The 13,822-nt window shown below is 65.7% G+C and carries 14 protein-coding genes and 1 tRNA gene; 9 read left to right on the forward strand and 6 right to left on the reverse strand.

The genetic code is table 11. The features are described from left to right. Nucleotides 1-184 precede the first annotated feature (184 nt). The gene (cysD, locus tag ACN2C8_RS10090) at nt 185-1,102 is read left to right on the forward strand and encodes a sulfate adenylyltransferase subunit CysD (protein WP_419251633.1); all 918 of its coding nucleotides are present in this window, start codon (nt 185-187) and stop codon (nt 1,100-1,102) included. Continuing rightward, entirely contained in the window at nt 1,103-3,016 is a 1,914-nt protein-coding gene (gene cysN / locus ACN2C8_RS10095; RefSeq protein WP_419251634.1) for a sulfate adenylyltransferase subunit CysN, read from the forward strand. On the opposite strand, the gene ACN2C8_RS10100 is transcribed toward cysN, so the two are convergent. Then, complete coding sequence (locus ACN2C8_RS10100; RefSeq protein WP_419251635.1) at nt 3,004-4,170, reverse strand: MFS transporter; 1,167 nt, start codon at nt 4,168-4,170, stop codon at nt 3,004-3,006. The genes cysN and ACN2C8_RS10100 overlap by 13 nt on opposite strands. 31 nt (nt 4,171-4,201) lie before the next feature. Continuing rightward, on the reverse strand, nt 4,202-5,917 hold the full coding sequence (gene metG / locus ACN2C8_RS10105) for a methionine--tRNA ligase (protein WP_419251636.1): 1,716 nt from the start codon (nt 5,915-5,917) through the stop codon (nt 4,202-4,204). A gap of 169 nt (nt 5,918-6,086) precedes the next feature. On the opposite strand from metG, the gene ACN2C8_RS10110 reads away from it, so the two are divergent. After that, nucleotides 6,087-6,500, forward strand: coding sequence for a DUF1761 domain-containing protein (locus tag ACN2C8_RS10110; protein ID WP_419251637.1), 414 nt, complete (start codon nt 6,087-6,089; stop codon nt 6,498-6,500). A gap of 770 nt (nt 6,501-7,270) precedes the next feature. Beyond that, nucleotides 7,271-7,346, forward strand: a tRNA-Thr gene (locus ACN2C8_RS10115). A 5-nt stretch (nt 7,347-7,351) separates the two neighbouring features. On the opposite strand, the gene ACN2C8_RS10120 is transcribed toward ACN2C8_RS10115, so the two are convergent. Then, on the reverse strand, nt 7,352-8,467 hold the full coding sequence (locus ACN2C8_RS10120; protein WP_419251638.1) for a L,D-transpeptidase family protein: 1,116 nt from the start codon (nt 8,465-8,467) through the stop codon (nt 7,352-7,354). An 80-nt stretch (nt 8,468-8,547) separates the two neighbouring features. On the opposite strand from ACN2C8_RS10120, the gene ACN2C8_RS10125 reads away from it, so the two are divergent. From ACN2C8_RS10125 to arfB, 3 genes are all read left to right on the forward strand, one after another. After that, nucleotides 8,548-9,597 carry a D-alanyl-D-alanine carboxypeptidase family protein gene (locus tag ACN2C8_RS10125; RefSeq protein ID WP_419251639.1) on the forward strand — a complete coding sequence of 350 codons (1,050 nt, stop codon included), beginning with the start codon at nt 8,548-8,550 and terminating at the stop codon, nt 9,595-9,597. A 244-nt stretch (nt 9,598-9,841) separates the two neighbouring features. Further along, nucleotides 9,842-10,291: a YaiI/YqxD family protein gene (locus ACN2C8_RS10130; protein WP_419255861.1), complete on the forward strand. Its 450-nt coding sequence runs from the start codon at nt 9,842-9,844 to the stop codon at nt 10,289-10,291. Next, nucleotides 10,288-10,710, forward strand: a complete 423-nt coding sequence (gene arfB / locus ACN2C8_RS10135) for an alternative ribosome rescue aminoacyl-tRNA hydrolase ArfB (protein WP_419251640.1) — start codon at nt 10,288-10,290, stop codon at nt 10,708-10,710. The genes ACN2C8_RS10130 and arfB overlap by 4 nt, the downstream gene beginning before the upstream one ends. On the opposite strand, the gene ACN2C8_RS10140 is transcribed toward arfB, so the two are convergent. The 3 genes from ACN2C8_RS10140 to ACN2C8_RS10150 all read right to left on the reverse strand — a co-directional run bounded on the left by ACN2C8_RS10140 (nt 10,707) and on the right by ACN2C8_RS10150 (nt 12,204). Further along, entirely contained in the window at nt 10,707-11,222 is a 516-nt protein-coding gene (locus ACN2C8_RS10140) for a MarR family winged helix-turn-helix transcriptional regulator (protein ID WP_419251641.1), read from the reverse strand. The two genes, arfB and ACN2C8_RS10140, sit on opposite strands and share 4 nt — an antisense overlap. A 211-nt stretch (nt 11,223-11,433) precedes the next feature. Then, the gene (locus ACN2C8_RS10145; protein ID WP_419251642.1) at nt 11,434-11,649 is read right to left on the reverse strand and encodes a hypothetical protein; all 216 of its coding nucleotides are present in this window, start codon (nt 11,647-11,649) and stop codon (nt 11,434-11,436) included. A gap of 51 nt (nt 11,650-11,700) precedes the next feature. Next, nucleotides 11,701-12,204: a GcrA family cell cycle regulator gene (locus tag ACN2C8_RS10150; RefSeq protein WP_419251643.1), complete on the reverse strand. Its 504-nt coding sequence runs from the start codon at nt 12,202-12,204 to the stop codon at nt 11,701-11,703. Nucleotides 12,205-12,490: 286 nt separating this feature from the next. Here ACN2C8_RS10150 and ACN2C8_RS10155 point away from each other — a divergent pair, with 286 nt between their 5' ends. Then, nucleotides 12,491-12,988: a c-type cytochrome gene (locus tag ACN2C8_RS10155; RefSeq protein WP_419251644.1), complete on the forward strand. Its 498-nt coding sequence runs from the start codon at nt 12,491-12,493 to the stop codon at nt 12,986-12,988. Beyond that, the gene (locus ACN2C8_RS10160) at nt 12,988-13,821 is read left to right on the forward strand and encodes a nuclear transport factor 2 family protein (RefSeq protein WP_419251645.1); all 834 of its coding nucleotides are present in this window, start codon (nt 12,988-12,990) and stop codon (nt 13,819-13,821) included. The genes ACN2C8_RS10155 and ACN2C8_RS10160 overlap by 1 nt, the downstream gene beginning before the upstream one ends. Nucleotide 13,822: the final 1 nt, after the last annotated feature.

Here is a 13,822-nt window from a genome sequence, read left to right on the forward strand (position 1 = left end):
CAAGCTGACAACGCCCCTAGAATTCCACCGCTTGCCCCGGGCCCTCGCGCTGCCTAGTTCGCCAGTACACAGCCCGCTGTTGCCGAATTCGGCGACGATCGGCATTTAATTCTGTTTGCGGACGCTTGTTTTGGCCCCTACCCAGCTTGCATCGATCGCACCCAGCGCTTCGCCGGAACCGTTCATGACTGACATCTCGCCGGCCCGCCTGACGCACCTCCAGCGCCTGGAAGCCGAAAGCATCCACATCCTGCGCGAAGTGGCGGCCGAGTGCGAACGGCCGGTCATGCTGTATTCGATCGGCAAGGACAGCGCCGTGATGCTGCACCTGGCGGCCAAGGCGTTCTTCCCGTCGCGGCCACCCTTTCCGCTGCTGCACATCGACACCACCTGGAAGTTCCGGGCCATGTACGCGTTGCGCGACAAGGTCGCCGCCGACCTTGGATTTGACCTGCTGGTTCACAAGAATCCCGAGGCCGAGGCCAAGGGCATCAACCCCTTCGACCACGGCAGCGCCCTTCACACCGACATGTGGAAGACCGAGGGCCTCAAACAGGCCCTCTCCAAGTACGGCTTCGACGCGGCCTTCGGCGGCGCCCGGCGCGATGAGGAAAAAAGCCGCGCCAAGGAGCGGATCATCTCGTTCCGCTCGGCCGAGCAACGCTGGGACCCCAAGAACCAGCGGCCCGAACTTTGGAAGCTCTACAACACCCGCAAGCACCCGGGCGAAAGCCTGAGGGCCTTCCCGATCTCGAACTGGACCGAGCTCGACATCTGGCAGTACATCCACCTCGAAAACATCCCGATCGTGCCGCTGTATTTCGCGGCCGAGCGGCCGGTGGTCGAGCGCGACGGGTCTTTGATCATGGTCGATGACGACCGCTTCCGGCTGCGCCCAGGCGAAGTTCCGCAGATGAAAAGCGTCCGCTTCCGCACCCTGGGCTGCTATCCGCTGACCGGCGCGGTCGAGAGCACCGCCTCCACCCTGCCCCAGATCATCCAGGAAATGCTGCTGGCCACCAGCAGCGAGCGACAGGGCCGGGTCATCGACCATGACCAGTCCGCCTCGATGGAGAAGAAGAAGCAGGAGGGCTATTTCTAGATGACCGTTTACAAGCCCTCCGACCTGATCGCCGAGGACATCGACGCCTATCTGGTCGCCCACCAGCACAAGTCGCTGCTGCGCTTCATCACCTGTGGCTCGGTGGACGACGGCAAGTCGACCCTGATCGGCCGGCTGCTGTACGACAGCAAGATGATCTTCGAGGACCAGCTGGCGGCCCTCGAGGCCGACTCCAAGCGGGTCGGCACCCAGGGCGGCGCGATCGACTTCGCCCTGCTGGTCGACGGCCTGGCCGCCGAGCGCGAACAGGGCATCACCATCGATGTCGCCTACCGCTTCTTCGCCACCGACAAGCGCAAGTTCATCGTCGCCGACACCCCCGGCCACGAGCAATATACCCGCAACATGGTCACCGGCGCCTCGACCGCAGACGCGGCCGTGATCCTGATCGACGCCCGCAAGGGCGTTCTCACCCAGACCCGCCGCCACGCCTATCTGGTCAGCCTGCTGGGCATCCGCCACATCGTCCTGGCGGTGAACAAGATGGACCTCGTCGGCTGGGACCAGCCGACCTTCGACGCCATCGTCGCCGACTTCCGGGCCTTCGCCGATCAGATCGGCCTGTCGGTCTTCACCCCAATCCCAATCTCGGGCCTGGGCGGCGACAACATGGCCAGCAAGAGCGACGCGACGCCCTGGTACGACGGCCCGATCCTGATGGACTGGCTGGAAACCATTCAGGTCGAGGACGATCTGCAGGCCCAGCCGTTCCGTCTGCCCGTGCAATGGGTCAATCGCCCCAATCTGGATTTCCGCGGATTCTCGGGCCTGATCGCCTCGGGCGTGGTCAAGCCAGGCGACCGGATCCGCGTGTTGCCTTCGGGCCGCGAAAGCCGCGTCGAGCGCATCGTCACCCTGCCCGACGACCTGCCCCAGGCCGTGGCCGGCCAGTCGGTGACCATCACCCTGACCGACGAGATCGACATCTCGCGCGGCGACCTGATCGTCGCCGCCGATGCGCCCAGCCCCGTGGCCGGACAATTCGAGGCCACCGTCGTCTGGATGGACGACGAGCCCCTGCCCCCGGGCCGAGCCTATCTGCTGAAAATCGGGGCCCGGACCGTCGGGGCCAGCGTCACCGAGATCAAGCACCGGGTGAACGTCAACACGCTTGAGAAGTCCGCCGCCAAGCGGCTGGAACTGAACGAGATCGGGCTCGTGAACCTGTCGCTCGACCAGGCTGTGCCCTTCGAAGCCTATGCCGATAACCGCGAACTGGGCGGCTTCATCCTGATCGACCGGATCAGCAACCGCACCGTCGGCGCCGGCATGATCAATTTCGCCCTGCGCCGCGCCGACAACATTCACTGGCAACATACGGACGTCACGAAACAATCTCGGGCCGCCCTGAAGGGCCAGCGCGGCCAGGTCGTGTGGCTGACCGGCCTGTCGGGGGCCGGCAAGTCGACCATCGCCAACCTGGTCGAAAAGCGTCTGCACGCCCTGGGTCGTCACACCTATCTCCTCGACGGCGACAATGTCCGTCATGGCCTCAACAAGAATCTCGGCTTCACCGAGGAGGACCGGGTCGAGAACATCCGCCGGGTCGCCGAGGTGGCCAAGCTGATGGTCGACGCCGGCCTGATCGTGCTGACCGCCTTTATCTCGCCGTTCCGCGCCGAACGCCGCATGGCCCGCGAGATCCTCGAGGGCGGCGAGTTCATCGAGGTCTTTGTCGACACGCCGCTGGCCGTGGCCGAGGAGCGCGACGTCAAAGGCCTGTACGCCAAGGCCCGGGCGGGCCAACTCAAGAACTTCACCGGCATCGACAGCCCCTACGAGGCCCCCGAAGCGCCGGAGCTTCGCATCGACACCACGACCATGAGCCCGGTCGAGGCCGCCGAACGGATCGTGGCCTGGCTGGAAGGCCAGGAGATCGACTACGACATCTGACGGCTGCCGGTGCGGCGGTTGAGGGCGATGGCGCCGGCCAGACCCAGCGCTGCCACACCCGCCATGGCCAGATAGCCGTAGGATCCGAAAGCGTCGAACAGCGGCCCTGCGAACAGGGTCGCGACGCCCAGGGTGAAGCCTCCCGACAGGGCCGAGTTGATCGCCTGGGCGGCCGAGGCGTTGGCCGGCGGAGTCAGTTTCTCGATCAGACGAAGCGAGGCCAGGAAACTGGCCGCGAAGGTCAGGGCGTGCAGAAGCTGCATCGGAAACAGCATCCAGAGCGGCGGCGCGAAGGCGTAGGCCACCCATCGCAGCACCGCCGCCGCGCCGCCCAGGATCATCAGCTTTTCCGGCCCCACCTTGCGGCGCCAGGGCTCCAGGAACCACATGAAGGCCACCTCTGCGGCGACGCCGACGCCCCACAGCAGGCCGATGATCGGCTCGGAAATCCCCTGCCCCCGCCAGAGGATGGTCGAGAAGCCGTAGTAGAAGGCATGGGCGCCCTGGATCAGGCCGGCGGTCATGACGGCCAAAAGGAACGTCCGGTCGCGCAGCAGTGAGCCAAGGCCTTTCCAGCGTTCGGATCCGACGGGCTTGGCGCCCTCGGCATGAACGCGTTCAGGCGGGACGAACACCGCCGCCGCCAGAGCCGTCAGGAAAGCCGCTGCGGCGATCCAGATGGGAATGATGGCCGGCGTGGCGACCGCCAGCACGACGCCCATGATCAGATTGGCGACAATGAAGGCCGCCGAGCCTGTACCCCTTGGCAGGCCGTAGTTGAACCCCTCGGTCCGCGCCCGCCGCAGAGCGATGACGTCGACCAGGGGCGAAACCGTCGACAGCAGCGTCTGGCCGATCATCCAGGCGATGGCCAGGCCCAGAGCGCCCGGCGCGATCAGCAGGGCCGCGTAGCCAAGTCCCGCGCCCAGCGACAATAACACCATCGGCGAGCGTCGCAGGGCGAAGCCGTCGGCCCACACCGCCAGGGCCGGGCCGGTGAAGGGCCGGGCCAGCATCGGGATGGCCAGGATCAAGCCGATCGCTGCGCCGCTCATGCCGCGATCGCGAAGATAGGTGCCGATATAGGGCAGGCTGACGCCTGTCCCGAGATACATCGCGACGTAGAAAAAGCTGAGCCGCGTCAGGCTGCTCATCGGCCGGCGCAGTCCATGTCGCGGATGAAGATCACCCCTCTTCCGCCCCGCCGAAGCGGGCCGTCCATTCGGCGATCATGTCCTCGTCGATCTTCTTGAACAGCACTTCGGGCGCGCGCACCGACAGGCCGACCGGCAGCGATGACAGCTCGACCGCCGCATCGTTGCTTGGCCAGGCGGCCGGGAAGTCCAGCGAGAAGGCTTCCGCGATCTTCTCGGCCGCGAACGGGATGAACGGCGTCGAGATCTTGGCGTACAGCGCCGCCAGGTTCAGGGCCGTGCGAACGATCACAGCGGCGCGGTCGCGGTCGGTCTTGATCGCGGTCCACGGCGCAGCTTCCTGCAGATACTCGTTGCCGACCACCCACAGAGCGCGCAGCGCCTGGGCGCTCTTGCGCACCTCGATGGCGTCCATCTGTTCGGCCAGATCGGCCAGGCGGGCCGAGACGTCGGCGAACAGCTTCTCTTCCAGCGGACCCGGCTGGCCGCCCTCCGGCACCACGCCGTCGAACTTGCCCTCGGTGAACTTCAGGATGCGGTTGATGAAATTGCCCAGCACGTCGGCCAGGTCGCGGTTCACCGAGCTGGCGAACATTTCCCAGGTGAAGGCGGTATCCGAGCTCTCCGGCGCGTTCGACGTCAGGTACCAGCGCCAGAAGTCGGGCGGCAGGATCTCCAGCGCCGCGTCCATGAACACACCGCGCTTGGAGCTGGTCGAGAACTTGCCGCCATACCAGTTGAGCCAGTTGAAGGCCTTGAGCATGTCGACGCTCTTCCACGGCTCTTCCGAGCCCAGAATCGTCGCCGGGAAGCTGACGGTGTGGAAGGCGACATTGTCCTTGCCCATGAACTCGACATAGCGGACGTCGTCAGCGCCGGCGTCCGTGCGCCACCAGCGCTGCCAGTCGCGGCCCTCTTCGGCGTCGGCCCACTCCTGAGTGGCGGCGATGTATTCGATGGGGGCGTCGAACCAGACATAGAAGACCTTGCCTTCCATGCCCGGACGCGGCGCGCCGTCCTTGACCACCGGCACGCCCCAGGCGAGGTCGCGGGTGATGCCGCGGTCGATCAGGCCCTCATCCAGGAACTTGTAGGCGATCGACTTGGCCAGGATCGGCCAGTCGCCATGGGTGTCGACCCAGGCGCGGATCTTGTCGGCCATCTTGGTCTGCAGCAGATAGAGGTGGCGGGTGTCGCGCACCTCAAGGTTCCGCGATCCCGAGATCACCGAATAGGCGTTCTTCAGGTCGGTGGGGTCCAGCAGGGCGCCGCAGTTATCGCACTGGTCGCCGCGCGCCTTCTCGAAACCGCAGTGCGGGCAGGCGCCCTCGATATAGCGGTCGGGCAGAAAGCGCTTGTCGTCGATGGAATAGACCATCTGGTCGACGCGTTCCTCGATCAGGCCATTGGCCTCAAGAACTTCGGCGAAGTGCTGGGTCAGCTTGCGGTTCTGCGGCGACGACGAACGGCCAAACCAGTCCCACGACAGGCCAAACGCGGCGGCCACGTCGCGCTGCAGGATGTGCTGCTCGGCGCAATAGGTCTCGACGTCCTGTCCGGCGGCGGCGGCGGCCAGCTCGGCCGGCGTGCCGTGCTCGTCGGTGGCGCAGATATAGAGCGTCTCATTGCCCCGGGCCCGCTGGAACCGCGCATAGACGTCGGCCGGCAGCATCGATCCCGCCAGATTGCCCAGGTGCTTGATGCCGTTGATGTACGGCAGGGCGGAGGTGATCAGGATACGAGCCATGAGGCGCAAATCTTCCGGGGAGTCAGGGATCAAGGAAACAGGCGTTCGCATATAGAAGGCCGGGCCGCGAAACAAAAGCGCCGGACCGTTGACCAAACATCGTTATGCAGCTTCCCTTCCCCTGGGGGAGCCGGACAGACCGATCCGGCCCCATCGGGGGACAACGTCTATGAAGAGCATCAACTGGCTGGGCCTCGTCGCGGCCCTGGTCGTCGGACAGATCATCGGCATCGTCTGGTATGGCGCGGTCCTCAGCGACGCCTGGATGGCGGCGATGGAAATGACCGAAGCCGAGTTTGTCGGGACCGAGTGGCGGATGAGCCTGGGCTTCGTCAACATGGTCATCATCCTGATCGGCCTGGACTGGCTGATCGGCCGGCTGGACGCCCGCAGCTGGATGGCCGGCGCCAGGGTGGCCCTGGCCGCCTGCGTGTTCTTCGCCCTGACGGTGGTCAGCCTCGACTACATCTATGCGGCCGGCAACCTGCCGTTGCTGTGGATCGATGGCGGCTATCAATTGCTGACCTATGTCGTCGGTGGGGCGCTACTGGGCGGGTTGCGATTGAAGCCGAAGGCGGGGTGACACGGCGCCGCGACCTCGCGCTTTTACTGCGAGGGTGATGGAAAGGGTCGCGGAGCGTCCGGACCACGTCCGGATGAGAGATAGAGAATACCGTTTCGACGAAGCCGAGCGCTCCGCGTCATCGTTATCCGTCAGCCTCCCGTCGGGTGGCCCTCTTCAGGCCTTACCGGGACCCGGACCGCGCCGTTTCCAGCGCGTTCCGGCGGTCGAAGAGGACGGGCTTTCAGCCAGACACGCCCTTTTGCCTTCAACCACGCCGACGGCGGGCGGGTCTGGCCAGCAACCAGATCCCCGGACCGGTCGAGTATCCCCCTCGACCCCAGCCCCGCTCGATCACCCCCCGCCGCCGCAATGGTCGCTGGCCTTGCGCCCTTTCCTCGCGACGAGGTGGGGACAGAATACGGCAGGTTTTTAGGGGGCTGCGTCGATTGTCTGGACGCCCGTGTCGACGCCCAGAAGCGTGACGATAAAAAAGCCCGTCATCCCGGGGCTCGTCCCCGGGACCCATGGGTCGGCCGCACGGTCGGTGGATCACAAACCCCTGACGGCGCAACGGAACGATGGGTCCCGGGGACGAGCCCCGGGATGACGGGGATTGTATGGGAAGGCTCGTGACCTCCCTTTTCAGGCGGAGGATTCGGGACCTCTATCCCCGTGCCCATCCGAGGACGGCGCGATCCCTATCACCATGGTCGGCGCAGACACCAAAGCCATTGCCCGGCAGCGGTCCGGACGCTAAGGAAGCCTCCGTCCGCTTCGCGCGGCGATTGGCCGGTTTAGCTCAGCTGGTAGAGCAGCGGTTTTGTAAACCGAAGGTCACGGGTTCGATTCCTGTAACCGGCACCATTCCCCTAAGACGCCTTGGTCTCGGCGCCCAGGAATACCACCCTGGCGCCCTTCTGGACGGCGGCGCCCAGCTCTGCGGCGTCCCAATTGGTCAGGCGCACGCAGCCGTGCGAGGCGCGCTTGTTGACCAGCCTGGGGTCGGGCGTGCCGTGGATGCCGTAGGTGTCTTTGGTCAGGTCGATCCAGGTCGAGCCAACCGGATTGTTGGGTCCGGCCTTGATGGTCAGCTTGCCCTTGGGCTTGCCGAAGGTCAGGCGCGAGGGGTCATAGGTATATGTCGGCCGGGGCGCGACGGTGTTGACCGCCCACTCGCCGGTCGGGGCCGGGCGCTCGGCGCTGCCGACCGTGGCCGGATAGACCGCCAGCTGGACGGACTGGCCGTCGAAGGCGCGGACCTGCCCCCGGGCCTTGTCGATCTCAATCCGCACCACCTTGCCCGCCAGCTTGTCGGATCCGACTGCGGTGACGACGATTGAGGTCCCGGGAACGGCGAAATCAGCGCCGGGATTGAGGGCCAGGAGCAGCGCCTCATCCATGTGAAAGCGTTCGGCCAGGGCCTCGACCACGCCGCCGAATGACAGGGCCGGAAGCCTGGCCATCGCCTCATAGTCATTCTTGGGAATATCGGGCTGGAATGGGCCGGCCACATCATCAGGGGTGATGAGATAGTCGGTCATCACCGGACCGCCGTCGGCGGCGACCAAGGCGTCCCACGACACCTTGTCGAGCTTGCCATTGACCGGTAGCCCGTTGGCCGCCTGGAAAGCCTCGAGCGCCAGGGCGAGATTGGTTCCGGGCCGTCCATCAATGACGCCGGGCGACAGATGGGCGCGGTCCAGCAGGACCTGGGCGCGGATCATTGCTGTCTTCATGGCCTCCGGATCAACCCCCGCGGGACCAAGGGTCGCCGCATCTATGGCCTGAGCCTGGGGCGAACTGGAGGCCGCCACGCCCACGTCTGCGGGCGGAGCAGCGACTACGGGCAAGGCGCTCTGGGCGGGCGCGGGTGAAGGCGGCGCGACGGGCGATTTGGCCTGAGGCTCCGCAGCAGGGTCCGAGCACGCGGCCAAGGCGAGGATACAGCCAAACGCCAGGGCGACGGGACGCTGATCGAAGGGCATGGTGGGAACTCCAGACGGAACGACTGCCCGTCTGAAGCCTTCAGTCATGGCGAAGTTCCAAGGGGCCCAGGGAGAACCGGTTGAAGCTGTTGCGCCGCCTGGGCTGGATCTTTGGCATCGTCGCCCTGGCGGTCGCAGCCGTCGTCGTCTGGGTGATCTGGCCTGGCGACGATCCCGTTCCATCGTCCCTGATGACCGATCAGCCCCCCCCTTGGGAGCAGCAGGCCGCGACGCAATACATTCCCTCGGTCGATCCCCCCGCATCAACTCCCGATGCTCGGTCAGACGAGGACTGCGAGTCCCGCCAGGCCCCGGCTGGCGCGCGCAGCGCCAACACGGCCTCGCTGAGCCGCATGATCTGGTATCCGTTCGGCCGGCCGGAGGTTGGCTGGGAGATCTATGCGCCCCGCATCGCGGCCGAGATCCACACGCGCTGCGCGCCCTCCACCCCGGGCTTCGCCGCAGCCCTTGCGGTTTGGCAACGCGCCAACGGCCTGCCGCCCTCCGGAACGCTGGACGCGACCACCTTCCAACCGATGCTGACGGGCTGGCACCTGGAGCGACCGTTCGCTCGGATCAACGCCCAGGGAATCTGTCCCGGCGCGCCGCCGCTTTCGGCCCTGGAAACAGCGCGCTCGGAGGAGAGCTATGGCGGCAAGACGATCCAGCTGCGTCCCGGGGCGCTGGACGCCTATCGCCAGATGGTCAGTCAGGCCAAGGCCGCCGGCGTTGTCCCTCGTCCCGAGATCCTGACCATCTTCTCCGGCTTCCGAGATCCGGCCGCCGACGCCGAGCGCTGCGCCCGGGACAACAACTGCCAGGGCCTGGTGCGCTCCATCTGCTCGGCCCATCGCACGGGCCTTGCCATGGATATCTATATCGCCGCCGCCCCGGGCTTTGGCCCCGACAGCTCGGCCGACGACAATCGCCGGGCCATGGCCCGCTCTGCGGTGTTCCAGTGGATGATCTTCAACGCCGGACGCTTCGGCTTCGTCAACTACCCCTATGAGCCCTGGCACTGGGAGTGGACTGGCGAACCCCTGCTGCCGGGCGTGCCGATCAAGAGCTTGCCCCAGGCCGGATCGACGCCGGTCGAGCCGGCGCCGCTACCGGTGAATCGACAGCGCTAGGGAACCTGTTTCGTCGTCATGCGCTTACAATCCAGGCTCGAGGACATCCCCTCCCTCGATCCCATTCCCTTGTACCGCGCTCGCGTGCGCGGCCACTTCTCTCCAGCCCCCTGCGCCTGGCGCAGCGGGCTGGAGCTTTTCTTCCCCCCCTCACCTTGAAGCCTCTCTCTTCCCGGCCAGCGCCCATGCTATGCGCGTGGCCGTAGTCCTTGAGAGCCTCGCCGTGAACGCCCCTCGCCCGCCCGTGATCTTCATCGACGCCGACGCCTGCCCGGTGAAGGACGAGATCTACAAGGTCGCTGCGCGCTACGGGCTGAAGACCTTCGTGGTCTCCAACAGCTGGATCCGCGTACCGTTGACGCCGGCGGTCGAGCAGGTGGTGGTCGACGCCGGCCCCGACATCGCAGACGACTGGATCGCCGAACGCGCCCAGCCCGGCGACGTCGCTGTGACCAACGACATTCCACTCGCCGACCGGGTGCTGAAGGCCGGGGCCGCAGCGCTCGCGCCCAACGGCCGGATCTTCACGCCCGACATGATCGGCTCGGCCCTGGCCTCGCGCTCGATCGGCGAGCATCTGCGCTCGATGGGCGAGATCACCGGCGGCCCCAAGGCCTTTGGCCCCAATGACCGCAGCAAGTTCCTGCAGGCCCTCGACACGGTGGTGGTCAAGGCCACGCGAGGGCGGCGATGATCGAGATCACCAGCTGGCTGCGGATCGAGGACGACGAGATCATCGAGAAGGCGACCCGCGCCTCGGGCCCGGGCGGCCAGCACGTCAACAAGACCTCGACCGCCATCGAGCTGCGCTTTGATGTGCGGGGCTCCCCCACCTTGCCGGAGGACGTGAAGGCGCGGCTGGAGACGCTGGGCGGCAGCCGCATGACTCTGGACGGCGTGCTGGTGCTGTTCGCCCAGGGCAGCCGCTCGCAGGAAATGAACCGCCAGGAAGCGCGCGACCGGCTGATTGACCTGATCAAGCGCGCAACGGAAAAGCCCAAGCCCCGCCGCCCGACCAAGCCTACCTATTCCAGCAAGCTCAAGCGGCTGGAGACCAAGGGCAAGCGGGCGGGGATCAAGACGCTGCGGGGCAAGCCCAAGGGCGAAGACTAAACCGTCAGCGCTTCGGCGCGCTGGTTGAACCCCAGAACATCATGTTTCCACTCGGGCTCTTCGATCAGTCCACCCAGCATCTTCTTCAAGTAACCCGTCATCGTGACCTGCTCCTCGGCGGTCAGCTCGCTGCAGACCTCCGCGTTGAGCGGGCGGATGTCGGCGCGAATGCGGGTGAGCAGCACGTCGCCGGCGGCGGTCAGGCTGACCACCACGATGCGGCGGTCCGTCGGCGAGGCCTTGCGCTCGACAAGGCCATCGCGGATCAGGCCGTCGATCGACCTTGTCAGGGTGGTGCGATCGCTGGCCGAGAGCTTTGCCAGTCGGGTCATCGAACATTCGCCGAAACGCCGCAGGGCGACCATGGCGATCCATTTTGGGAAGGTCAGGCCGTGCTGCGCGATGCAGTCGGAGGCCAGCGCGCGGCGATGCTGCTCGGTCTGATAGAGCAGATAGCTGAGATAGCTTGGCAGCGGCACGACGTACTCTTCCCCGATGTCCTGAACTCGCATTGCGTCCCCCCGGGCGTGCGTGGGCGCTTTCATGTCACGAGGTCCTGGCCGGCGCAACTAAGGTCAGACCACCGCGACGTAAAATTGAGCGCGATCGCACCAGTCGCGTCTCTGACGCGCGCCTTGAGCGCAAAAGAAACCCCGCGAGAGGGGCTCGCGGGGTCAAGGCAGGGTGAGATAGTTCAGGGAAGTTCGAGGATCTCAGAGATGATCAGGCGTTGGCGACAGCCCGGTTGCGGGCCCGGCCGCGGCTGAGCCAGTCGTCGGGATAGGTCTCGCGCACGGTGATCGACTTGAACTGGCTGACGGGGATGCGCGCCGCATCGCCAGGATTAAGATCGCGCGACACCGAATGGCCGGCGAATTCTTCGATGATGGTGATCACCTGGCTGCTGCCGGCGGTGTTTTCGATCAGGACCATGTTCATGGGAATCTACTCAAGGCAGGCGGTGAAGATTTGAATAGGGGTGGATCGGTCTCAGCCGAGGCTCTGCTGGATACGTTTTTCCGGAACGCCCTGGCGGGTCCACGTCTCGATCTCGCCGGCCGACTGGAAACGACGGAAGGCGCCCCGGGCGTGCTGGTCGCAATAGGAGCCGCGCTTGGGCTTCTCGCGGCCGCAAAAGCCGAAATCGTTCTGATCGGGGTTGCCGATCGGCCACCGGCAGGAATGGATTTCGAGGCCGAGGATGCCAGAGGTCGGCTCGAGGTCGACGATGATCGGCGCGGCCCGGATGACCGGGCTGCGAGCCGGCGCTATCGCGTTTGTCGGACGGGTCCTGACCGCGATGCGGCTAGGCGAGCGAACCGAGGAGGCGCGGGGGCGAAGGGGCGTTTCGCGAGCCGTGATGCCCAGGCGGTGAACCTTGCCGATCACCGCGCTGCGGCTGACGCCGCCCAGCTGTCGGGCCACCTGGCTGGCGCTCATGCCCTCCAGCCAAAGCTTCTTCAAAACCGCCGTCCGCTCTTCGTTCCAGTCCATCTCGTTTTTCCCAACCCAAGGCGGGGCAGCCCCCCCGCCTCTTTTCGGTAGGATCATGGTTAACGGCCGTCAAATATTTATGTGCAGACCCACGGTTCGCGAATTCACCTTTCGTGAGTGGAATCATGAAGGTACCAACAATTGTCGCAGGGGCCGCGCCTGAACCATGGCGGAAGCTTGACGGCATAACGGCGTTACGCGAGAAATTGTGGCTCAGAACCAAGGCCGTAATTGAATGTGGCGCGGCGTCGCATAGTTTGCGTCCAAGTGTCGCTCGAGGATTTTCATGCGCGTTTTTCATTCCGTCGCCATCGCGGCGCTCTGCGTAATTCTGACAGCCTGTTCCAAGGATGACGGCCAGACGCAGAGCGCGTCTGGCGTCGCCCCCGCTGTCGCAGCCGGCCCGAGCGAGGCCGAAAAGGTCGCCTTGCTGGCCACGCTTCCCGCCCCCTACAACACGGGTGACCTGGCCAATGGTCAGCGCAAGTTCGCACTCTGCCGCTCTTGCCACACCATCGCCGAGGGCGGCCCGTCCCTGACCGGCCCCAACCTGTACGGGGTGTTTGGCCGCCAGGCCGGCGCGGTCGCCGACTACGCCTATTCTCCAGCGCTCAAGGCCGCCGGCTTCGTCTGGGACGGCGAGCATCTCGACAAGTGGCTGGCTGATCCGCGCGGCTTCCTGCCGGGAACCAAGATGTCGTTTGCGGGTCTCAAGGATCCCAAGGATCGCATCGATCTGATCGCCTATCTGAAGGTCGAGACGGGCTACAAGCCCGCGCCCTGATGATTGAGGCCGAAGCGCTGCTGACCCGGCTCTTCGAAGCCTATAACCGCCGCGACTTCTCGGCATTCGCGGCGGACCTGTGCGACGACATCGACTGGCCCGATCAGACCCGGGGCGGCCGTCTGGTTGGCCATGCGGCGTTGCGCGACTACTGGGACGCCAACAGCCACTCCATTCACGTGGAGGTGGCGCCCATTGCTTTCGCGATGCAGGACGACGGTCGGGTGCGGGTCGATATCAACCAGGTGGTGCGCGGTGTGACGGGCAGCCTGTGGTCCGACATTCAGGTGCGGCAGTATTACACGCTTCGCGACGGCCAGGTTTCGCGCATGGATGTGGAACACTTCAACCAACCGCCTCCGCATCATGACACCCTCGCAAGCTCGCAACCTGAAGCTCAATCGCGTCCTCGACGGCGGATGGAGGGCGCTGTGACCAGCAGAGTGGACGGCCAGCAGGACGGGCGCGCTGCGGACGCTTCAGTGGAAGCCCTGCTGAGCGGGCTCTACGACGCGATCGACCGTCAGGACATTGACGCGGTCATGGCGCTGTTCGAGCCGGACGCACGTATCCCCGACAGTCTGGAAAGCGATACCCTGGTGGGACATGACCAGATCCGGGCCTACTATCTGCGCCAGTTCGCGACGATCCAGGTCAGCAGTTCGCTGCTCTCTACCCGTCTGATGCCCGATGACCGGATCGCGGCCTCTCTGCATGTGCAGGTGACCGGCTCAGAAGGCGGCATGTGGGGGGAAGGCAGGGTCGAAGCGACCTACCGCATACACGCGGGCAAGATCAGAGAAATGGTCGTCGACTCGACGACTGGAATCTGAG

It is taken from the genome of Caulobacter sp. ErkDOM-C (assembly GCF_048541825.1).
Lineage (GTDB): Bacteria > Pseudomonadota > Alphaproteobacteria > Caulobacterales > Caulobacteraceae > Caulobacter.